This window comes from Vibrio nigripulchritudo (genome assembly GCF_027924785.1).
GTDB classification, from domain to species: Bacteria; Pseudomonadota; Gammaproteobacteria; order Enterobacterales; family Vibrionaceae; genus Vibrio; species Vibrio nigripulchritudo.
In genome coordinates this window covers 948,974-970,205 of record NZ_AP027050.1, presented here as the reverse complement: position 1 = coordinate 970,205, position 21,232 = coordinate 948,974, and the positions used below count along the sequence as shown (strand labels likewise).

19 protein-coding genes are annotated in these 21,232 nt (G+C 43.3%); 6 read left to right on the top strand and 13 right to left on the bottom strand.

Annotated elements, in window-relative coordinates; translation table 11 throughout:
* Nucleotides 1-81: 81 nt before the first annotated feature.
* Together QMG91_RS22745 and QMG91_RS22740 are read left to right on the top strand one after the other, a co-directional pair.
* Nucleotides 82-1,056, top strand: coding sequence for a DUF6929 family protein (locus QMG91_RS22745; protein WP_281832467.1), 975 nt, complete (start codon nucleotides 82-84; stop codon nucleotides 1,054-1,056).
* A 288-nt stretch (nucleotides 1,057-1,344) separates the two neighbouring features.
* Nucleotides 1,345-2,313, top strand: coding sequence for a DUF6929 family protein (locus tag QMG91_RS22740; protein ID WP_281832466.1), 969 nt, complete (start codon nucleotides 1,345-1,347; stop codon nucleotides 2,311-2,313).
* 90 nt (nucleotides 2,314-2,403) lie between these two features.
* Here QMG91_RS22740 and QMG91_RS22735 read toward each other — a convergent pair whose 3' ends face one another.
* The 3 genes from QMG91_RS22735 to QMG91_RS22725 form a co-directional block, all read right to left on the bottom strand.
* Nucleotides 2,404-3,693 carry a DEAD/DEAH box helicase gene (locus tag QMG91_RS22735; RefSeq protein WP_004405758.1) on the bottom strand — a complete coding sequence of 430 codons (1,290 nt, stop codon included), beginning with the start codon at nucleotides 3,691-3,693 and terminating at the stop codon, nucleotides 2,404-2,406.
* Nucleotides 3,694-3,929: 236 nt separating this feature from the next.
* Nucleotides 3,930-4,196: a hypothetical protein gene (locus tag QMG91_RS22730; RefSeq protein ID WP_004405757.1), complete on the bottom strand. Its 267-nt coding sequence runs from the start codon at nucleotides 4,194-4,196 to the stop codon at nucleotides 3,930-3,932.
* 178 nt (nucleotides 4,197-4,374) lie between these two features.
* Nucleotides 4,375-4,875: a DUF2938 family protein gene (locus QMG91_RS22725; protein ID WP_281832464.1), complete on the bottom strand. Its 501-nt coding sequence runs from the start codon at nucleotides 4,873-4,875 to the stop codon at nucleotides 4,375-4,377.
* A 41-nt stretch (nucleotides 4,876-4,916) separates the two neighbouring features.
* On the opposite strand from QMG91_RS22725, the gene QMG91_RS22720 reads away from it, so the two are divergent.
* Nucleotides 4,917-5,330, top strand: coding sequence for a helix-turn-helix domain-containing protein (locus tag QMG91_RS22720; protein ID WP_345739850.1), 414 nt, complete (start codon nucleotides 4,917-4,919; stop codon nucleotides 5,328-5,330).
* Nucleotides 5,331-5,426: 96 nt separating this feature from the next.
* Here the strand turns inward: QMG91_RS22720 and QMG91_RS22715 are convergent, their stop codons facing one another.
* A complete protein-coding gene (locus QMG91_RS22715) occupies nucleotides 5,427-7,883 on the bottom strand; it encodes a M9 family metallopeptidase (protein ID WP_281832463.1) in 2,457 nt (818 codons plus the stop codon).
* 363 nt (nucleotides 7,884-8,246) lie between these two features.
* Between QMG91_RS22715 and QMG91_RS22710 the strand changes: the two genes are divergently transcribed.
* On the top strand, nucleotides 8,247-8,495 hold the full coding sequence (locus tag QMG91_RS22710) for a hypothetical protein (RefSeq protein ID WP_281832461.1): 249 nt from the start codon (nucleotides 8,247-8,249) through the stop codon (nucleotides 8,493-8,495).
* A 78-nt stretch (nucleotides 8,496-8,573) separates the two neighbouring features.
* On the opposite strand, the gene QMG91_RS22705 is transcribed toward QMG91_RS22710, so the two are convergent.
* The 9 genes from QMG91_RS22705 to QMG91_RS22665 form a co-directional block, all read right to left on the bottom strand.
* Nucleotides 8,574-9,854 carry a serine hydrolase domain-containing protein gene (locus QMG91_RS22705; RefSeq protein ID WP_281832459.1) on the bottom strand — a complete coding sequence of 427 codons (1,281 nt, stop codon included), beginning with the start codon at nucleotides 9,852-9,854 and terminating at the stop codon, nucleotides 8,574-8,576.
* A 171-nt stretch (nucleotides 9,855-10,025) separates the two neighbouring features.
* Entirely contained in the window at nucleotides 10,026-10,508 is a 483-nt protein-coding gene (locus QMG91_RS22700) for a CIA30 family protein (RefSeq protein WP_281832457.1), read from the bottom strand.
* 400 nt (nucleotides 10,509-10,908) lie between these two features.
* Entirely contained in the window at nucleotides 10,909-12,981 is a 2,073-nt protein-coding gene (locus QMG91_RS22695) for a hypothetical protein (protein WP_281832455.1), read from the bottom strand.
* Nucleotides 12,982-14,305: 1,324 nt separating this feature from the next.
* Nucleotides 14,306-14,512, bottom strand: coding sequence for a hypothetical protein (locus QMG91_RS22690; protein ID WP_281832708.1), 207 nt, complete (start codon nucleotides 14,510-14,512; stop codon nucleotides 14,306-14,308).
* 111 nt (nucleotides 14,513-14,623) lie between these two features.
* A complete protein-coding gene (locus QMG91_RS22685; RefSeq protein WP_281832453.1) occupies nucleotides 14,624-15,577 on the bottom strand; it encodes a nucleotidyl transferase AbiEii/AbiGii toxin family protein in 954 nt (317 codons plus the stop codon).
* Nucleotide 15,578: 1 nt separating this feature from the next.
* Nucleotides 15,579-15,983, bottom strand: a complete 405-nt coding sequence (locus QMG91_RS22680; RefSeq protein ID WP_281832451.1) for a DUF6088 family protein — start codon at nucleotides 15,981-15,983, stop codon at nucleotides 15,579-15,581.
* Nucleotides 15,984-16,360: 377 nt separating this feature from the next.
* Nucleotides 16,361-16,603 carry a hypothetical protein gene (locus QMG91_RS22675; protein WP_281832450.1) on the bottom strand — a complete coding sequence of 81 codons (243 nt, stop codon included), beginning with the start codon at nucleotides 16,601-16,603 and terminating at the stop codon, nucleotides 16,361-16,363.
* 39 nt (nucleotides 16,604-16,642) lie between these two features.
* Nucleotides 16,643-16,858, bottom strand: coding sequence for a DUF3820 family protein (locus QMG91_RS22670; RefSeq protein WP_004405721.1), 216 nt, complete (start codon nucleotides 16,856-16,858; stop codon nucleotides 16,643-16,645).
* A gap of 67 nt (nucleotides 16,859-16,925) precedes the next feature.
* Complete coding sequence (locus QMG91_RS22665) at nucleotides 16,926-18,101, bottom strand: MFS transporter (RefSeq protein WP_281832448.1); 1,176 nt, start codon at nucleotides 18,099-18,101, stop codon at nucleotides 16,926-16,928.
* 502 nt (nucleotides 18,102-18,603) lie between these two features.
* On the opposite strand from QMG91_RS22665, the gene QMG91_RS22660 reads away from it, so the two are divergent.
* Together QMG91_RS22660 and QMG91_RS22655 are read left to right on the top strand one after the other, a co-directional pair.
* Nucleotides 18,604-19,605, top strand: coding sequence for an ABC transporter substrate-binding protein (locus QMG91_RS22660; RefSeq protein ID WP_281832446.1), 1,002 nt, complete (start codon nucleotides 18,604-18,606; stop codon nucleotides 19,603-19,605).
* The gene (locus tag QMG91_RS22655) at nucleotides 19,602-20,951 is read left to right on the top strand and encodes a diguanylate cyclase domain-containing protein (protein WP_281832444.1); all 1,350 of its coding nucleotides are present in this window, start codon (nucleotides 19,602-19,604) and stop codon (nucleotides 20,949-20,951) included. Before QMG91_RS22660 ends, QMG91_RS22655 begins: the two co-directional genes overlap by 4 nt.
* Nucleotides 20,952-21,232: the final 281 nt, after the last annotated feature.

Sequence of the window (21,232 nt, the reverse complement as noted above, 5' to 3'; positions counted from 1 at the left end):
CCTTAATGTTCAACTAGTTGATATGAATACTCAGTGATACATTCTGACCACCATAACTATATAAGAAACGAGTATTTTTTTATGAAAATCAAAAACAACCTCCTCGCCATGATGATCAGTGCAACAGTTGCTGCACCTGCTTTCGCTTCCACTATCGAGGTTTCTGACCCACTTCTGAATACCTCTTTCCCATCCGCTTCAGGTGTGGTTGTAGAAGGCGACAAACTCTTTGCCGTAGGAGACGACTCGCCTTGGCTTTACAACATGGATTTGGATTTCAATATTCTGAGTCAGGATTTGATCAAGCATTACCCGATTGGTGATAACGGGCGAATCCTGAAAAAAGTGAAACCAGACTACGAAGCGATGGAGGCAATGGACATTAACGAGCGCCCTTCCCTAGTTGTACTTGGCTCTGGTAGCAAAGCCGACGTACGTGAGTGGGCTTACATTATCAGCCAGGATAAAGGCGTGAAAATTGAGCGTTATCTGGCGCCGCTTTACAAGCAGCTTTACCGCGCGAGCGGCTTTAGTGGTAACCAGGAGCTTAACATTGAAGGCTTGGCGGTATCTGAAGATACGGCATACATCTTCAACCGTGGAAACGGTGGTTCCAACATTATCTTCGGTATGCCGTTAGTTGAGTTTGAAGAGTACCTACTGGGTAAGCAAGACGCGATCGAAGAGTTGAGTACTTACCACGTTACCCTGCCTAATGTTCAAGGCTTTGAAGCGGGTCTGTCTGGCGCTACTTATTGGAATGAAACCGATAGCCTTGTGTTTACCGCATCGGTCGAGGCAACGGGTGACGCTTACAACGATGGCGAAATTCTTGGTAGCTTCGTTGGTTACGTACCTGTAGGTAAACTTAGCGAAAGTAAATCTACAGACTTAAGCAACGACGCAAAATCCATCGACAAAAATGGCAAGCCTGTCATAACAAAGGTTGAATCTGTTTCCATCACCGTAAGCACACCAGAATCTATTCGTGGTGTATTGGCAAGCGACAATGACGATGGCACCAGTGAATTCTTCTCCTTCTCACTGACCAAATAGCCCTCTTTGATTAAAGCCGTTGACGTTTTATTTCGTCAACGGTTTTATTGACAATCCAGAAATTCAATCAGCTCAAATTATTTCACTTACAGCTCAACATTTTTCTTTCAACCGCAAGGCGAATTGACCTTCATGCCGAATGTATCAATTCGAAATCTCTCATTGCCGATTGTGATTAAATTCATATTTTTATTTATTTAACAATACCTTTTGCTTCATCGACTGGTGAGTTTTGGAACGCAGTGCTAAATTTCAGTGATATGCATTCAAACACATCAAGGATTTAATGTGAAAAAAGGACTTCTACTCACAGCTCTCAGTCTGGCTATTCCTTTCACGGCTTCTTCCGCCGAACTTACCGTCACAGTCCCAAAAAAAAATACAGAGTTTCCTTCCGCATCTGGCATCGTTTATACCGAAGATATGGTTTATGCCGTTGGCGATGACTCCCCTTGGCTTTACAAGATTGGACTCAATTTCCGAATTGCCGACAAGGATCTGATCAAGCACTACCCCGTTCAAGACAATGGTCGAATCGTGAAGAAGGTGAAGCCCGATTTTGAGGCGATGGAATTGCTCGACATCAACGGCAAGCCTTCTTTTGTCATGTTGGGTTCTGGTAGCAAAGCTGGCGTTCGCGAGTGGGCATTTGTCGTCAGCCAGGATAAAGCGTTGAGAATCGAAAGATCATTAGAGCCTCTATACGCCCAGCTTTACCGAGCAAGCCGCGATTTTGGTGTCGAGGAACTTAATATTGAAGGGCTTGCCGCTTCAAATGGGACGATTTTTATTCTCAACCGCGGTAACGGGGGTTCCAACGTTATTTTTACCGTCCCCACACAGCAGTTTGAAGATTACCTGACAGGCAAAACAGACGAGATCGCTAACCTCGGAGTTAACAAGATTCAGTTACCGGAAGTGGGTGGATTTGAAGCGGGCTTGTCTGGTGCAACCTATTGGGAACAGACCGACAGACTGGTCTTTACTGCTTCGGTAGAAGCAACTGGTGATGCTTACAGCGATGGTGAAATTCTTGGCAGCTTTGTCGGATCATTTCCGATCAATCAACTGGAGTCAGGAACCACACTCGACCTAACCAAAGTGGCAAAACCGGTATCCATCAGAGGTAAGCAGGTGATTACTAAAGTTGAGTCGGTTTCTCTTACAACCAGCGACCAGCTTGCTGTTAAAGGTGTATTAGCCAGTGATAATGACGATGGCACCAGTGAGTTCTTTAAATTCCGCCTGACTCAATAACGTCTCCTATAGCCCAGAGTTTCTACAATACTCTGGTTATAACAAAAGAGCCTCCATATGGAGGCTCTTTACTTTCTGTATCTGTTCAGCTTAATTCTTACCGCGACGCGCTTTGATTCTATTCATCATAGACAAACGACGCTCCGCAGACGCCTGATCTTTTGGCTCGTCTGGGTTATTGGTACGCCCACGACGATGTTTGAACGCATCTTTGCTGTTAAGCTTCTGAACGTAAGCATCGCGACGTTTCGGCTCGTATCCCGGTTGTTCAACGCGGCGGATACGTTGTTTGATTAGGTTTTCTACCTGAACCAAAGTCAGTTCTTCTTCACGGCTTACAAAAGAAACCGCATGCCCTTGTTTGCCAGCGCGACCTGTACGACCAATACGGTGCACATAGTCTTCCGCAAGAAATGGCATGTCGTAGTTGATTACATGAGGCAGGCTTTCAATGTCGAGACCACGAGCGGCAACATCTGTTGCAACCATCACTCGCGCTTTACCTTCTTTAAACTCATCTAACGCACGGCGACGAGCACTTTGCGCTTTATCGCCATGGCAAAGTACCGCTTTAATGCCATCGAGTTTCAGTTCTTTAACGATCTCGTTTGCGGTTTCTTTGTAGTTCACAAACACCAGCACCTGTTGCCAGTTTTTGCGACCAATTAGTTCAGAAAGCAGCTCTGTTTTACGTTCCTGATCCACTGGGTATACAACGTGTGCAACCGTCGCTGCTGTTGAATTCTCGCTGTCTACACTAATGCGCTTTGGCTTGCGAAGAATGTCGCTTGCAAGCTGATTAAGCTGGCTAGACGTTGTCGCAGAGAACATCATGATTTGTGGTGCAGTTTCCACTTCCATCATGATTTCACGTACCGCGTTAATGAAGCCCATATCAAGGATTCGGTCAGCTTCATCAAACACAAGGAACTCAAGGTTTGCAACCGACACATTGCCTTCGCTCATGTGTTCGCTCAAACGACCCGGAGTTGCAACCAGAATATCGACACCCTTTTCAAGCTGACGAACCTGAGAAGACATTTTGTTACCGCCGTACACCGCGGCAACATTGAGGTCTGTGTACTTGGTGTATGCCTTGATGTTATCGGCAATTTGAGCAGCCAGCTCGCGAGTTGGAGCCAGAATAAGCCCACGTGCTGTGCCTTTTGATGGCGACTTGCCTGAATCAAGAAGGTGCTGAATCACAGGCAAAGAGAATGCAGCCGTTTTACCTGTTCCTGTTTGAGCAGTTGCAAAAATATCGTGCCCTTTTCGCGCCATAGGAATGGCTTTTTGCTGAATAGGGGTGAGTTTTTCGTAACCGATTTCAGTAAGTGCTTTCGCTACTTCAGGAGCGAAACCTTGAGAAGAAAATGACATTGAAGCAAGGTCCTTAGATCAGACAACCTTTGATGACAAGCTGTCGTCTCTCGACGATAGCCAGCCAAGACTGGTACATAAATTTCAATTAGCGGCATAGTATACCCAAGTCACCTAAAGATGCTAGGTTCTGCAAGTATATGTGCATTAGATTTGTACGCAGTGATTCTAGTTGAACGCCTAAAAAGAAAAACCGGTCTGATGACCGGTTAAGTAGCCTTTAATGCGAATTGGAATTAGTGAGTCGACGACAAATAAGGACCGTTATCAATACTGTTGAACCAAACGAGATGCTTTAGATCGGTCGAATTCTGACTCGACCGGATTTTTACGTTTTTTCCGACCAAAGCCTGCGCCTTCGAATACACTTGTTCTGCGCTTTCCTGATAAGTGGCGATGCTCATTTTAAGCTGGCGTCCCTCTTCATTGGAAACCCAAACAAAGCGGTCATCTTTAGAGACACTCTTCAAAACACCAAAATTATTCCAACTGTTGTTACTCATAACCTATCCTTTCTTGTTTTTTTAGTTTCGTATCGAATCTTCCTTTTTCAATGTAATGCCAGTTATTGATTTAGTAGTCAGGCTATACAAAGGACTGAATATTAAATATGCAACCAATATTCAGAAATAACAAGGCGAAGTTCTTATCAATTATGCCAAAAGATGATAAACGCTAACCCTATAAAGAATAAGGATAAATGAGCAGTTTTATTGAGACTGTTGTCAGATAAATTCCGAACCCAAATGATAAATGAGCCACGACGCTTCTGACTCTTGCCATGTTAGGTTTTGGCGTGTTTCTTGCCGCCACTCCAAGCCCAAACGCAGGCTGCATAATCAGATATGGTGCCGCCACACTTACAAACCCAGTGAATAGTGCGACAACCAAACTTGGTGATTCGGTCCACTGCGGGTGAACACACAACATAATCCAGACAAATGCGATTCCAATGGCATAGTGTGCAACCCACCCTAATACCGTCTCACCTCGCTGTGCTGGTGTTGCCATAATAGGTGAATGCATAAACTGCCCTTTTCGCATGCACAGCATCCAACGTCCGACCCACGAATAATCCAACGATGGCAAGTTTAATAATCTTTTTTGCAGCCAGGCAAAAACATCCATAAATGCTGTTGCGCCTACTCCAATCACCAGTGCCTGCAACACAATTTCTCTCATTTCCTTTTCTGTCCTTTCTTTTTGTGCAACGAAGTGATTAGATGCTACTACTTAAAGTTAACTTCAAGTCAATAACTATGTTGGATATAGGCACGGTTGCGAAACAAAGCGGTTTGAACTCATCAGCGCTGAGATATTACGAATCCATCGGACTCATCCACTCTGCTGGAAGAAAGGGATTGCGTAGGCAGTACCCAAAAGAGGTGCTTCAAAAACTGGCTTTGATAAATTTGGGCAGAAAAGCGGGTCTATCGCTGGATGAAATTCGCGGTATGTTTGATGAGTCTGGCGACCTGAATATCGACCGGCAAGCCTTACTCAATAAGGTCGATGACATTGAACGTTCCATCCGCCAGTTGATTTGCATTAAAGACAGTTTGCTTCACGTCGCCAATTGCCCGGCTAAAGACCATTTGCAGTGCCCTTCTTTTCAAAAAATGCTCAAAGAGTTGTAAGCCCTTTGGCATAGACTCGTTCTTGGTAGGTATAAAACACAAACAAATAAAGCCGAACACAGAAGTTCGGCTTTAAGTTTGTTTACCAAGCATTAGTTAGTGAAAATGCACCAACATCTCGACTTCATCCCCTCGTTGCGGCGCGTTCAACGAGAAGTGCAAATAGCCCGCTTCTGTCACTGGGATTTGCAGATATTCATTGCTGCCCGAATAATTAGATACGTATTCGTGCTGCTCTTCTGTTGGCCAGTAAGCTCGGCTCGCGTACAGATCCACGTTGCCATTGTTTGGCTTGTTAGCATTTTCGGTATTGCTATCTTTACCCGTTAGCCACACCCGTACCTCTTGAACACCTTGCGGGACATAAACCGCAGCATAGCGTTGTTGGTGTACCGTTAAGATCTGTGCTTGACCCGATTCCAATACCACTGGCGCTAAGTCATCTTGCTCCGGTGTGAATGGTGTTGGCGCTTTGGTTTCCAATGAAGCCGTGAGCGTCACCGCATCGAACGCAGTTCGACCTGTTATGCTCATGTAATAACGACCCGGTTTGATGTAACCCGATGGCTCTGGCTCAAACGTCACGATCTCATTACTGCCCGTGCCATATTGGCTGAACTCAAAGTCGTAGTAATGGGCTTCTTTTTCAAAGCTCATATACAAATCCGCATCGCCTTGGTCGCCTCCTTGGATCTTAACTTCAAAGTGAGTGGCGTTTTCTGGTACATCAACGTAGAACAACTGCTCGCTGTATGCCCCACCACTCAATACCACGCTTTGATTTGCTGTTAACGGGGTTACTTGATCCGAAGGCTCTGTCGGTTCACCCGGATTTGGGTTTGGGTTTGGATTAGGCTGTTCTGGTTCACCAGAAACAGAGTCTAGCCAGCGGTTAAACTCACCATTATATTGCTCACCTAATAATTGAACCTGTTTTGCCCACTCGGCAAACTCACCAGAACGAGAAAGCGCCAGTAAACGGTCTACCTCTTGCGAATGCTCTTCCAACATAAAGCGTACCGCTAAGTAACTCCAACGATAAACGCGATTCGTATCATGGGAATAAGTCGTCGCAAACACATCCGACAGGCTCATCTTCCCATCAGCAATCACACCAATCGCCGCGTCGTAGCCTTGTTTATAATGCATGTACTCAGCAAAGCCCTCTAACCACCACACAATGTAACCATGAGCCAAGTTATCGCTGAATGAGCCATATTGGTTAAAGCGTGCATCTAGATAGTGAACATATTCATGTTCTAGATTGAGAATTGAAAGCTCGTCACCGTTAGCGAAACGATAGGCGACAAAACGCGCCACGTTTCCTGCCCGTGCAGGATCCCCTTCAAGATACTGACCACCATTATCCGTCGTGTTACCAAACAAGAAAGACGAGTAATCCACGTAACTGCCATTGTTCGCAAACACCACGACTTCGACTCGCTCGTTGTTGTCGTCCGCCACTGGCTGATGACCGGTGTTCGCCACTTGATGGAAGTCTGCCTCTTTTGCCGCTAAAACCTCGCAAGCTTCAACAGCCTGCGCTTGTGTTAAATCTTGAGACCGGATGATTGCCGGACCATCACACTCATGACGGTTAGGCAGCACGCGAGCCGCCAAATCATGTTTCGCCTGGTCTAAATCCAGACCGTTCAAATGCTCTAGTGCGAAGTAGCTCATCATCTCAACCGCCGCTAACCAAAGCTTGTCGTGTTCACTTCCAAGTGGGTTTTGTTCCATCACTTGTTGCATCACACGCAGTGCCTTCTCTTTGGTTTTTTGGTCTGGGCTTGCTAGCAAACGACCAGTTTCGCGTACAGCGTTATAAACCAAGAAGCTCGCGTCCGTATTCAATGCCCAAGCGTTATCACGAGCAAACACCGCCAGCGCGTCGATGTGTTGCGTGTTGCTCGCCATATAGTTGTAGAAGTCATCTCGCGCAGCGTGACCGGCCATTGCGCGAAAGAGGTTGTTAAGCCCATCCACCCACTGCGTATCTTTCGCGGTTTCACGATTGAACTGACGCAGTGCCGTAAGTTGTGCGCCCATAGTCAAAGGAAGCTGCTTTACGTTATCGACCATCAAAGTCAGGCTTTTCATCGCCCCCACATGTTCGCGCCCTTGTTCTAAAGCGTGTGGGTTGGCTAAAAACGCATTAATCGACTCAGCAAAACTTTGACCTAATGCCTGTGAAAAGTCCGGCTGTTGCGCGTTATAGCGAACGTAGTAAGCAGCACGTACAAACTCACCAAGGTTTTCTAGTTTGCGCGCCTGCTCTGCCTCACCTTTGTAACCAGCAATAGCTTGGTTCAACGCAATTTGAATACGACTTAGGCTCGCTTCACTGTAAATGTCGTTGAGTGAATCAGCAGTTGCAGAGAACCAAGCGCCATAGCAATTATGGGTCGCCTCAGAGACGGCTAAAGCAAGATCGGGCGCCTGTTGAAGTTCGGGAATATCACACTGCTCTTGAGCAAAGGAAAAACTGGAAACACTGGCAAGTACACAAGCTAGCGCCAAGCGATGACGTGGAAATATACGGGTATGAGACATAACAACACTCATTAATTAGTTATATGTTTGAGGGCGCTGTTATATTCCTTATGCTCAACAAGGTGAATTAAGTTGCATAAAATTTATGAGCTCAGTTCAGGAAATAGAACATATACTCTAATTTACAAAAAAACTGCTCAATATGGTGATTACCTCTCTCCGTAAACGTTGCACAACCTGTTGAAACAACAAAGATAAAATCCGTTGATTGGAAAGAGAAAAGCCAGAAGTGAGTCTGGCTTTTTGGTGAACAGCGCTTACCCTCGAGATTCCATTCATTACGATTTGTCGGTACAGTACGCCCATTGAAAAATAAGGTGCCTCCACAGCACGCCATAGAAATACGAAGTACAGGAAAAGAAAATGAATAACGATCTCCCGATAATTGAAACCTTAGATGAGCTTGAGCAATTTCTTATCGCTGTCGAGTCTGGCAGCCTGGGGTTGAACGGGGTTGCAGGTATTGCACTGGCGACTTCCAATGCCGATGGTCGTCCGTTTGTCGCCGTGCTGGATGACAACCACCAGCTGTTGCTTGGCCGTTGGGTGTCTAGCCAGTTGTACGAAAACGGAAAAGACATGGTACGCAACGGTCCAAGCCGTAAGCATTAACAAAGCAGGCATAAACAGAAAAACCGGCTAGGCAGCCGGTTTTTTTAATCACTCACAGAAGGCAAGATACAAAAATAATTACTTGATGTTCTTTGCTTCGGCCAAAACGGCTGGAATAACCTGACCGAAGATTAAATTCGCCATACGTGGGGTTTCAGTTTGCGGGTAACCACCATTCATCGCGATGACCGTTCCTGTTTCTTTCTCCATCGCCAACACCTGACCATGAATACCAATCATCACAAGAACCTTATGATCACCCAGATTCAAAACTCGATACTGGTCTTTATACCAGGCATCGCTGATCAGTGCGGACTCTTTGCCTTTCTTCCATGCAGAACGTACTTCGTCATTGCCCTGCCACAGCGCATCAATAAAGCCTTTTGGAATGACCTGCTCACCTAAGTAGTTTTTACCGTCATTCACAATCATCTTACCAACACGAGCCAGATCTCGTGTCGTCATATTCAAACCACCAGAAGCAACAACAAACTCCGCTGGGTCGGCCATCCAGTATGCGTTGTTTTCAGCACCCAGCTTTTTCCAGATTTTTTCTTCTAGGTAGTCAGCCAGCGTTTTCCCCGTGACTTTCTCAACCACCATACCCATTACCTCAGTATTTGGGTCTTGGTACTGGTAAACCTCACCAGTTGGATACTTACGCTCGTCGATCAAAACAAGGTAATCTTTAATACCATTAAGCCCCGAATCGTTCTTACCATGCCATTCTTGTGACTCGGTTAACCTTGGATCCCATGATTTATGTGGTGGCGTTTTAATGGCTAAACCGCTTCGCATATCAGAGACTTCCTGAACAGTAGAGCCTTCAAAAGCGGTTCCTTTGAATTGAGGAAGGTAAAACTCGACGTTCTTCGACATATCCAGCTTACCTTCGCTAACAGCAATACCCGCAAGCGTCGCAGTGAAAGACTTGGTGACCGACATATCAAGATGCGTGGAGTCTTTTGTCATACCGTTGAAAAAGTGCTGATGAATGATCTTGTCACCCTTAATCACCACCATGGCATGATTTTTCAGGCGGTCGCGTAATATCGTATACAGGCTGTGCTTGCCATCTGCGTCAAGCCCTTCCAGCTTGTTCAAGTCCAGCAAGTTTTCTTCAACTAGCCGTTGAGGAGGCACAGCTCCTTCACCTGCAGAAATGCTGTAGTGGCGAGTCAGTTTATAAGCGTTTGGGAAAGTCATTGCTGCAAACTCCCCCTGATCCCACGCAGAACGTTCGAGACCAAGTGATTCAGCCTGCTTAATAAATTCCACATCTTCCTGATGAAAGGTCGCGGCATTGGCACTAAACGTCAATGACATAAGTATCGCGGTGACTAAACTGCTATTTTTCATGATCTTCCCCAATTTCAGTCTTAATTATGAAACTCATTAAGCACCATTATAAGAGGGTAAACAAGTTAAATATTGTTTTAAGTCGAACCATATTGCAATATCAGTCTATTTACTGACAGGATGGTTCAATCCGCTGAAACCAGAAACTTTAGATCGTTTTGGTACGTGCGTTCATTGAAATGAAAAGTGAGAAACCTCTAGGTGGAACTTACCTGCCTGTTTGTCGGCTAAAAGGAAACCAAACTGCTTGGTGTCCTTAAAGCGGAAATCAGCGGCATTCGCAACGCGCCTTCCCCGAAAAACAGGCGTAAAGTCTGCTTCTTGCAGGGTGATTGTCATCCACTCTCCGTCCAAAGTATTAAAAAGGGCGCGATAGCTTACACCATCCCAAGCACTGTCTGTGCGAATTCGGAGCTGATAGGGACGCCCATCCCCTTTTATGCGCAGCGTCACCACGCTGTACGCAGTGTCGGACATATTCGGCATTTGGCGTCTGACCGATGCAAATCCGCCATTGTTTTCAAGTGACAGATGACCAGAGAAATGAGCTGTCCCGTCCTCAACAATCATACTTGAACGAGAAACGCCCCCCATAACACCATCATTGACCACCATCCATTCGGACGCGTCTGATGACTGACTGAAGTCAAACATCTCCCCTCCTTTGGCAAACACCGTCACTGAGTAAAAACAGCAAAAAACATAAACGTAACAGCACAGTAACCCTTATTCATCTTCATTATCTCAGTTGAAATTTGATGGAAGCCGGTACAGATTGATCGAAAATGTACTCGGTTAAAGCTCACCATTACGATACGAGCGATAACTAAAGTTTGATCATTTTTGATGGGCATTATCACGATCGTGATTGAAGAAGTGGCTGTAGAGATTGACCACATGGAAGATTGATCAATCTCTAAGGTATTTTTGGACATTAGCGTGTCAGGAAATTTGCTAATTTAGAGCTTAATTAATTACTTGAAGTTTGCAAAGCAATCGAAATATAAAGATCTATAATCTAACCTTTTGTCTTTTTCTCAACTCGTATACTATTTTAATAAGTATGGGCGAGTTCCACACCAGTTACAGAGAAGCCTGACATCAACGGTATTTTTACTAAGTACAGTTTATATCCACTCATATCTTGTCCACTCAATTTTTCTTTTGCCGAGTCGACTCGGCCTGTGTAAAAGTTTTCAAGCTCGTGTTCTTCATGCCTTGGAACGTAGAAACAAAATATGGATGCCTTTTTTTGTTCTTCATTTGAGAATATAACTGAGCCAGATTTACGTTTAGTTACAAGGTTCTGCTCTTGTTTGGTTACCATGTCTTTTAGCTCTTCTTGCCCTTGTTTATCAAAAAAAGCAAACGTCTTGGCGCACTCAAATCCATGCTCATACTGACACATTTCATGGACTAGCTTGCTAAAGAATTCATGTGTATATAACTGAGGTTTTTCACCATTTTTCAAATAAAACTCATCAAATTTATCGGAGTTTGGTTCTAGTGCAACAAAATCCACTCCCTCATCTTCAACGCTTTCTATTCCTCTTAATCTATCGGACAGATAATAACCGAGCCAATCCAGCTCATCATGAACGTACATTTTCTGATTACCCGAATTTTTAATCCTCCGATGGATATAGTCCAAAAAGTCATGAGGTTGAGGGAGCATGTCAGTAACTACATACAAATCGAATATGTTAATTGCCCACGGCATGTCTGAAGGGCGAAACCTTCCTGAACTCAAAACATATTGAGGGTTACTAGTAAACTCATCTAATCTCTCTTGACTAATAGGGAGTAGTATTACATCTGTCACATCTGTTAAATCTAAGTCAATAGCCCTCTCGTTTTTATCTCTCAAGTTAGGGGCATGAGACACATCGAACATCGACTCTCTAGCTCTTATGCACTGTGAATATGCACTATTGACAATTTGTTCAACGTGCTTCTCTATTCTTAGTGCTTTTCCTTCAATTGCAGGCGGACTTACTCGATGTGCTTTCGCCTCAATAATAAAAAGAGTATTTCGAAATTTAACTAGACCATCGACCTCACAACGACCCCCAGTGTGAACCGAATCATAATAAACTTCCTCATATGCTTCAGCCCCATCTAGTACCGATGTTATTAAAGAAACTGCTTTTCTCTCTAAGGTTGCCGCTCTGTGTTTATTATATCTCTTTTGCGTTTTAGCCCCTTGCCTTAAACAATCGTCTGAAACTTGATAAAAGGCAGTTAACAACATGTCTAAATGGACACAAAAGTAATTATCATCCAAACAGATGAACGGTTTCTTAGAAAAAACATTATAGCTATTAGTACTTTCTAGCTCTGTCAGGTCATTTACAGTGAGGTGTTTCAAAAGCGCTTTGACATTGCTATTGCCACGTTTAACGCCTGCATCGATATCACTCAACTTAAAAAAGAACGCGTCAGTCACATAGTTCAAAAAATCAACGTATAGAGCCTCATCGATGATCTTATAACACTGTTTTTTGTTTTTTATTTTCGCTTTGGGAAAAAATCTCAAGAACGCCTTTTTATCTGCTTTGAACAAGCCAATTAATTCGTCTCTTTTGATCTTTGAATCATCTTGATAAGAAATCATTTTTTGCAGTGAATACTTGTTAACGAAATCAAAAAGATCCAATACATCGTCATAACAAAAACCATTTGCCTCTATAAGATCTTCAGAGAACTGACCAAACAAAGCTTCCAAATAGTCCTTTGCGTGTACATCATAAAACTCACCTCTAATGAAGTTTTTATTTGCCGCATATGATGACAACCCGCCTACTGAGGGCTTACCATCTGATGTATTCTTTACGTTTTTTGACATTCCTTTTAAGCGAGTTAAGAAGCTCCCAAGCTCGATTTTCTCTCTAATTTCCTCTAAATCTGACTGAGTAATATTTCGTCCATCACAACTTTTTAGATGAGGTATCTTTGCTATGAGAGCTTCATAAATTATTGGCAAACTAGTACCAAATATCGACTCAAATTTAAGTGCAGCTATCGCGCATTTAATATCAATCTCATTCAACAAATTGATTAGCTCACCATGTTTGGCTTCGCACTCTTTTTCCAACCCCTTCAATTCTGGCATGAATTCGTCACTCATGATCATCTCCAACATTAAGCTGTCATAATAATACCTTACAATTCAATAAATTATAATATGGAATATCACAGAGTTGAATATCCTCACCTCGTTTTTGAGTTGTACTATCATTAGCGGTGCATCTACATTTTCCATCATTAGGCGTACGAGTTAACATCAGTTTTTGAGGATAGCGCCCACGTCTGATATTACAGGTAAAGCACTGAAAAAATGGATTTCTCTATAATTGCTTTCATTCATTGATATAGCTTTCCATAGACCAAATCAGAGCGTCGTAATGTTGAACTGAATTGAGGTTTTTCTATTGATCAAGTTTACATGTCCAGATGTGACGGCCAACTTATTGTAAAGACGCTTCAATTCCTACGAAACGGTATCAAATTTGTAAGTGACAATAGAACTTATGGAATAGGGGGGCTTGGAAAGGGATAAGTTAAAGTAGTTGCTTCGAGATGGTTGGTAAAGTCTCGTAGTCAAAGATCAAAAAAGGGAGTCGACTGCGGGTCGACTCCCTTGATTACGGTGCTTCGTACTTTTACTTGTTGAAGTCGTTATAGATTTCGATACTTTTATGCACGATTTCTAAGATCACTAAAGCAAGGGCCAGATATTCAATCATCGTTATGCTCCTATCACAGAGCTACAACCGTTTCCCTTCGCCTTTAGATTACACTTTCAGTACTTCGGTGCTGCCACTTTACGAGTAGAGCTAGCTCAAGGGTTACAAGAGGCTACTTAGATTGCTAGTCCAAGCCAGTGTTGAGTTTACGAAATTTAAACAGTGGTCAAAATGCAAGCACCTTGACTTACCCATTTAGTTTGCTATCCAATAAACACTTTGTTTGCTGAAAGCTAAACAATTCGTTTCTCATTTGTAACCGCAATTACTCTGTAGCAGGCGAATTATCCCTGAAATAATCCGATATCTCAATGCATTAACCTAGTTTTTGCAAAAAAACTCATGGCTTGTATAATTAAGAAGCAACTTTACGAGTAGAGCTAAATCAAGTATTTGACTTAGCTATAGTACAAAAAAACCTAGGCCGCTAACCTAGGTTTTTTTGTAAGTATCTTACCCACTTTTTGGTAACACCATTATCTCGCGCACCTTGAAGAAGTAAATCAAGCATTGTCCGTTTTTTGTCTTGCAATTCCATCCTCAACGACAAAATTAAAAGTTGGAATAGTGAGTCTACCATCTCAGGCATGTACCCAATTTTTAATCTCACAGTCTATTACGCGCACAAAATCTAGAGCTTGGTGAACCTTTAGTACTTGTGTTTCATTTTGCTAGCCATTAACTTTTCTCTTTCAAAACCGCTTATTACTTAAGCTGATGCCCCGTCTTCTTCGCAAGCTTTTGCATCGCCTCGGCAAACGTTGTTGTTCCGCCTTTCGCTTTAACCTGTATTACCTTGTACCCCATTTTTTCTAGCGCTTGGCGCTCTGCCAAAACGGCTTTGTCGTCTTGCTGGCTGCCTTGGGCAGGCTGGTGAATGTAACACCCTTCCAGTTGGCCATCTTCGAGCAGTGGGTGGTGTCAAAGCAGGCCAGATCGATCTATTGATTTAATCATGGTCTATAGGGGCTTGGTTTCTTGATAATAAATAGCGGTGAGTGACACGAATGATTCTGAAATAGATTAAATTGTTTTAATTAACAACTCTGCAATGCGCTTAAAAGACGTAAAACAGGTATCAAAATCATGAGGCTCGGCGCTAAACACCATTGGCGTAACAAAGTCTTGGAAGCGTTGGCGGAAGGCTGGGTTTTCTTCAATTTCTTGCAATCCGAGTTGTAGCTCTTGTTTTGGGTTGACAACAAACTCTGCATGTTGACTGCCAAAACGCTCAATATCCTCTTCTAACACTGATTTAAATAACGGTGTTAGCGCCTCAAGGTCTAGGCTTTCTGTCTGCTCTTCTGTCTTTAAAATGCAGTAAACATCATAGATATGGCGTACCAGTGTGGCATCATCCTTACGCTGTACATCTCGCTTCACCGACATGGTACGGCGCAACATTGAAATTACTTTTTCGACTAAAGTAGCGTGGATAGAAATACAATCGAAAGCGCTCACTTCTTGTGGTTGTTTATATAGCTCTGCAACCAGTGATTGAATACTACGAGGTTCTACATCGAGTAACGGGATTGTTTCCATCAACTCCAGTTTAATAATGGGGCGAAGGCATGGTGACTGGCTAAATTGCTGTGGGTATCTGAATTCGAATTCAACATATCGATATTCATCATTTACAGTACGCTCTTCAATCGTAAATAGCTTTGATTGAGTGATGGCCTGTTCAACCTCATTAATGCATATTTTACGAACCGCTTTCTTTTTAGCGCGGCTTAGCTCATTAAACGCTGGTTTGGGGATTAACTTAATGTCTACATCTTCTGACATTCTAAGAATTTTAACGTTTGATTTTGCAAGGGCTGTACCGCCAGAAAAGACCATTTGATGAGAGGCTGCTTTCACTTTAGCTAGCTCAGACAATAGCGCAACAACCCAATAATCTTTTTCAATGATGGCTGGGTTTCCGAGCTCAAGCACATCGGAAACCTCAAGGAATTGTTGTTTTAGTTTTTCCATATTAGCCTGGCGAATTTAATACTCGGTTACCGACAACCAATTTGCGATTAAACTGTTTGGGGTTCCACGAGTATTGAACGGATGATGGAATTTGGTTGCTTTCACCGGACAGGCTTTGCAAAGATAGGCTGTCTATCTCAAAATCGACGCCTTTCATCTTTAAAATCTCACGCATAAGAGCATCGCTTCCACCGGGGTTAGTGGGCATAGGTTTGCCTGTTAAACTGTTAATCCTTGCCTTGGTGTAGAGACCATAGCCAAGCTTTATTAACTCACCTTGTTTGACCAACTGCCTTAGCGCTCGACCAATTTGGTCGTAGCTGGCAAAACCATCAAAGTCTTTGCGCTCAAAAACATAGCGTCTGGAACGCTTTATCTTTTGATAAACACGATCAACTGCTGTCATTTGAACCCCCTAAATTTCGAACGTTTTTGAAGTATAACGCAAGGTTGTAATTATAGGAATAAATACGGCATATATAGAAATATAAATACGTCTTAACAACTAAAAAATGACAACATAACACATTGTATTTACGAAAATTTAATTAGAAACAATGTCAACGACCTTTTTCTATATCACTACCTGACCTTGCTATGAGCTGCCCTCCTTTCAAGATATTCAGCACATCCTCTATTTCAACGCCAAAATAGCGAATATTATCCAGCTTCGTGATGTTTTCTTCGATTTCGAACCTTGTGCAAATTCACCAGATACCCCAAGCCTGGAGGGCTTTTCTTTTGAGAGAGTTTAAGAAGGATGTCGCAGTTCAAAACCGCTTATTACTGAGTCTGATGCCCCGTCTTTTTCGCAAACTTTTGCATCGCCTCGGCAAACGTTGTTGTTCCGCCTTTGGCTTTAACCTGTACTACCTTGTATCCCATTTTTTCTAGCGCTTGGCGCTCTGCCAAAACGGCTTTGTCGTCTTGCTGGCTGCCTTGGGCAGGCTGATGAATGTAACACCCTTCTAGTTGACCATCTTCGACCAGTTGGTGGTGTCTCAGTGCATTGATATCAAAATTCATAGTATGTCTTTTAGTTTTAGTGAGGCGTGCTGCGGTGGGTTACATTCGCTTTAAAGGCTTAACCACGCTATCAAGCCCTTCAATTTTTAACGCTAGGCATAGTTTGAGTAAGTCACCTAGCTCTCCTTTTGGCCAGCCTTTCTTATCAAACCAGAGCAAATACTCTTCGGGTAAGTCTATCAATACTCTTCCCGCGTATTTTCCATAAGGCATTTGCATACGTGCAAGTTTAAGGAGATTTTCTTTTTCTAACATCGCATTGTGTTTCGCTTTAAAGGTATGCCTAAGCGTATCAGACTCGGGGGGTTTTCTATATCTCTATTCATGTCATCGTTCTAAGCGACAGAGGCTTTGCGCTGATCAAATGGATGATAAATATACAGGCAGAACCAAGCAGACATGCAAGTATTGCAAACTGACTGCCGTGGCTTTCCCATAACCAACCGATCAGTGCCAGACCGACCGCGGAAAAGATCGCGTACAACAAGTAAAACATACCAAATGCTGCGCCTTTATTAGATGCGAATTTACTGATGTGCGTTCTGATCGCATTGATGATTATCAGGTCGTGTATACCAGAAACGGCAAATGCCAGAATGAAAAGATATTGAGGTGACAGGTAAAGGATCGTCATGGAAGCTAACCCTAACGTGTATCCTATAGAGAGCATTTGAACAGGCTTTAATCGGTCGTTGATGTTTATGATGAGGAAACTCAAACCGAACTGACTTGCGCGAATCACTACAAGAATTGTTAGCAGAGTGGGTAAAGACATACCCTGTTCGTTACCAAGCAGTAAGAAGAATGCTTCCCCAAAAGAGCACATAGCCATAAAACAGAAAGTAATCACAGGCGTTCTGAGACTTGGTTCCAGCTTTATGACCGTTGATTTCTTTTTACTTACCCCACCTTTTACATCACGCACCCAGAAGGCTAAAACCAACACTGCCAGCAAACCCGGAATAATCGTAAACAGAAAGAGGGTTCGGAAAGTTTCCTCGCTGGTTCCGAAGTAAACCATGACAAGCAGCAGAACAGCCAGACCACTGAACTCGCCAGCAACATCCATGGCTTTGTGTAAACCAAAGCCCTTGCCCTCTTTCCCTTTTTTACTGGAAAGACCAATCAGTTTATCTTTGGGAGCGGCTCTTAGCGCCTTACCGAATCTTTCAACCGATTTAAGCGCTGCAACTTCCTGCCAGGCACCGACTGTTGAAAACAAAGGTTTTGCCAAAGCAGAGATGCTGTAGCCGAGTATGAGCATTGGCTTATTGCGATCAAATTTGTCGCTTAGGGAACCAGATACAAATCGAAGTAAATAAGACACCACGGTGGTCACTGCCAGCACTACGCCGACCTGCTGCATGTCTGTGCTTAACACAATCACTAAAAACAGCGGTAGAACCGGGTTAACCATCGCGCTCGCGGCGTCGGTAAAAAAGCTGACTAAGCCAAGATAGAATACGTTTTTTGTCGATCCCTGACGTTGAGTGTCCATTTCATTAAGCTTGATTTGTGGTCTTATTGAATGCGAGTGTAAATCAATTTCATCCTAAAGATTAACAATTTGGAGCAAGTGATGAACACCAAGTCTTTCTTGTTTATCTGAGTATTCAAAAAGCAGATGCCAGCAAGCATTTAATCCGCCTCTATGTACCTGTTTCCCCCTCTACCTAACGCGACTCAAAGCGCGCAGGTTTTGGCTCAAAGAAGAGCCTAAAAACTCTCGTTTCTAACGAGACCACCGTCACATTTCAAGGTTTAAAATGCTCCCTATACCAATCTTTCTACTTACTAACATTAAAGACAACAATTGACCGTCAACTGACTGATTTAACAATTTTTCGCTTTGCAACGATTGTAAGGCTTTTAATTTCAAACGGTGCTTAATAGCAAGTTTTTGAGCTAAATTGGAACGAAAATATCCCGTTGTTCAGCACAACACCAAATTTAGGTCTATGCTTACCCGCATAATCACTATATTTCATATTGTTAGACATATGAAAAACACGCATAAACGTCTGCTTGGGTTGGCTGGTCTTTTCCTGATAGTACTTTTGTTCTCAAAGTACTTCGGTCTTTTGCTTTTCCCTAAAGATGACAAAACGGCACCCATCATGATTGGCGTATCTCAGACCCCTTTGAGTGCTCCTTTTATCGTGGCAGACAAGCTCAACTTGTTTGAGACGAAGGGACTGAATGTCGAGATTGTCCCTTGTACAAGTGGCGTTGCGTGTGCTGAAGATTTACTGGAAAGCAAAACCGATTACGCAACCGCATCAGAAACCGTGGTGATGTTTCAAAGCTTTGAAAAGCTGGGAACCCGACTGCTCGCCAGTTTTGTTGAATCGGATAACGACGTAAAACTCCTAAGCCTGAGACCACTAAAGATTAATCGTATTTCAGACTTAGAAGGTCGCCGGGTCGGCATAGTAAAAGCCAGCGCCAGCGAGTTTTATTTTGATTCTCTGCTGATTGCGGAGAATCTGCTCGATATGCCTGTGGAGCGTATTTACTTAAATCCATCAGAACTGGTCCCTGCCCTGTTGTCTTTTCAGGTCGATGCGATATCTACCTGGGAACCATATGGTTACCTGACAAACCTAAGATCGACTCAGGAAGTGGTCAACTTGGGTTTTAAGGGCATCTACCAGTTAACGTTTAATCTGATTTCTCACACTAACCCAAGTGAAGAACAAGACATGGAAGCGAAAAAGATCCTCGAAGTTTTAAATGAAGCCAACCACTGGATTCATCAAAACCCTGAACACGCCATGAGTCTGCTGGCGGAGGTTCTGAACGTACAGGTGCATCAAATACGATGGTCCTGGGAAGATTACGTATTTAGATTGAGTATTGGAAACTCATTGTTAACCAACCTTCAACTGCAATCCAGATGGGCAATAGAGCGTGGGTTGACTCACGACCGTACCCCAGACTTTCGGCAGATTATCGACAGACGTCCGTTAGAAGCACTGAAAAGACAAAAGGAGCTGCAATGACAGGTTCATTGTTTAAAAAGCTGTGTCTTTTGTTCTTCACGACGCTGTTTCTTACCGTCACTATTGCGGCTTCTATGTATCGCATATTTCAGGAACAAACTCGTACGGAGCATGAACTCAATCAGTTGGTTAGAATTCAGTTAGGTGTGGATCTGTTGCGAAGCCAGCTTTGGCTATTTATGCAATACAAAGATTCGCTAAGCCTTAATCAGGTTGAACTCGCCCAAAAAGAGCTGGATGAGCGTTTAACGGATTTTGAATTCCGATACGGCCACACCACCAACCTTCAAAAGATGAACCAAAGCCTAGCTTCTTTAATTCAGAAGGAACAACAACTCAAACCGAGCCAAAATGAGCCAGCTTCAACACGGCTGCTTAATAGTGATGTGTTACTCCAGTCCCGCTACAACATGATCATTCAGAACATGACAGAAGAGCTGGCACTCACCCAACAGAGAATACTGTCGAAAGATGCAGAAACCTTATCAAATGCCATTTTCTATCTGTCTTGTGGGCTGGTGATTTTCTCCATTTCGATTTGTGGTTTTGCCTACAGGATTCTGGTCCGCTTCCGTTTGGGTGAACGTTCCATGAAAAAAGCGCTCACTCAGTTAAAGCGCGGAAATCTCGACTATCAAATCAAACCTGAGAAATTTGATCGCGAATTCCTCGTAATGGCGAATTTCTTCAACAAGATGGCGATGTCGTTACGTGAATCGACAGTAACCAAAGACGAACTGCAGGCAGAAATAGCAAGGCAGACAATGAAACTGCAACAGCAGAAAGCGCAGCTTCAGTTCCTGTCTGAACATGACCCTCTGACGGATCTAATGAACCGTCGTGCCATCGAACGTTCCCTTTCTGATGCCATTAACAAAGCTAACCGCACTGGTTATAAAATTGCCCTACTGTTTATCGACCTAGACGACTTTAAAGCTGTGAATGATTCACAAGGGCATGATGCCGGAGACGCCATTCTGGTTGAGGTATCACGAAGGCTTCAACAATGTATCCGTAAATCCGATTTTGCTGGTCGACAAGGAGGAGACGAGTTTGTCGTTTGCCTTGATCTGCTGGAAAACTTTGACGTGGTGAAAACAAAAGCCGAACAAATCATTCAGTCGGTAACTGATCCAATCTCTTATTGCGGTCAGGATCTTTTCGTTGGTTGCAGTATTGGCGTCAGCTATTTTCCAAATCAGACAAAAAGTGCGGACAGGCTGACTCAGCTTGCCGATGTTGCTATGTACAGTGCCAAATCCATAGAAGGCAATGTTTGCTGCAACAGTGAAGGTGAACTGATTTACGCAGCCAAAGAGCTAAGACAGACTCAATGCAGTACGTAATCTTGTATTCACATCACTATTTAACGTACCGCGAACCTTAAAAGCTCTCATTTTTGGGACTTGCCTTTCCGTTTCAATTTTATAAAAGACCTTATACCCAGTACTGATAACCGTACGCTTTTCAGTTCTTTCCCATCTATGCAAAAGGTGGCATTTTCTGATCGCTTTTTAGTTTTGTTTTAAATGGGAGACAAATATGAAGGCACCATACTTAATATATAAAAAGGCGATAAGACTATGTTCATGAGGCTAAATTCAAACAAGTAGTCTGAACTCAATCT

Excerpts from the sequence above, each read along its gene's own strand:
- QMG91_RS22745 (WP_281832467.1), top strand. The coding sequence starts at position 82 with ATGAAAATCAAAAACAACCTCCTCGCCATGATGATCAGTGCAACAGTT.
- QMG91_RS22735 (WP_004405758.1), bottom strand. The coding sequence starts at position 3,693 with ATGTCATTTTCTTCTCAAGGTTTCGCTCCTGAAGTAGCGAAAGCACTT.
- QMG91_RS22730 (WP_004405757.1), bottom strand. The coding sequence starts at position 4,196 with ATGAGTAACAACAGTTGGAATAATTTTGGTGTTTTGAAGAGTGTCTCT.
- QMG91_RS22725 (WP_281832464.1), bottom strand. The coding sequence starts at position 4,875 with ATGAGAGAAATTGTGTTGCAGGCACTGGTGATTGGAGTAGGCGCAACA.
- QMG91_RS22720 (WP_345739850.1), top strand. The coding sequence starts at position 4,917 with ATGCTACTACTTAAAGTTAACTTCAAGTCAATAACTATGTTGGATATA.
- QMG91_RS22715 (WP_281832463.1), bottom strand. The coding sequence starts at position 7,883 with ATGTCTCATACCCGTATATTTCCACGTCATCGCTTGGCGCTAGCTTGT.
- QMG91_RS22710 (WP_281832461.1), top strand. The coding sequence starts at position 8,247 with ATGAATAACGATCTCCCGATAATTGAAACCTTAGATGAGCTTGAGCAA.
- QMG91_RS22705 (WP_281832459.1), bottom strand. The coding sequence starts at position 9,854 with ATGAAAAATAGCAGTTTAGTCACCGCGATACTTATGTCATTGACGTTT.
- QMG91_RS22700 (WP_281832457.1), bottom strand. The coding sequence starts at position 10,508 with ATGTTTGACTTCAGTCAGTCATCAGACGCGTCCGAATGGATGGTGGTC.
- QMG91_RS22695 (WP_281832455.1), bottom strand. The coding sequence starts at position 12,981 with ATGAGTGACGAATTCATGCCAGAATTGAAGGGGTTGGAAAAAGAGTGC.
- QMG91_RS22685 (WP_281832453.1), bottom strand. The coding sequence starts at position 15,577 with ATGGAAAAACTAAAACAACAATTCCTTGAGGTTTCCGATGTGCTTGAG.
- QMG91_RS22680 (WP_281832451.1), bottom strand. The coding sequence starts at position 15,983 with ATGACAGCAGTTGATCGTGTTTATCAAAAGATAAAGCGTTCCAGACGC.
- QMG91_RS22675 (WP_281832450.1), bottom strand. The coding sequence starts at position 16,603 with ATGAATTTTGATATCAATGCACTGAGACACCACCAACTGGTCGAAGAT.
- QMG91_RS22670 (WP_004405721.1), bottom strand. The coding sequence starts at position 16,858 with ATGTTAGAAAAAGAAAATCTCCTTAAACTTGCACGTATGCAAATGCCT.
- QMG91_RS22665 (WP_281832448.1), bottom strand. The coding sequence starts at position 18,101 with ATGGACACTCAACGTCAGGGATCGACAAAAAACGTATTCTATCTTGGC.
- QMG91_RS22660 (WP_281832446.1), top strand. The coding sequence starts at position 18,604 with ATGAAAAACACGCATAAACGTCTGCTTGGGTTGGCTGGTCTTTTCCTG.
- QMG91_RS22655 (WP_281832444.1), top strand. The coding sequence starts at position 19,602 with ATGACAGGTTCATTGTTTAAAAAGCTGTGTCTTTTGTTCTTCACGACG.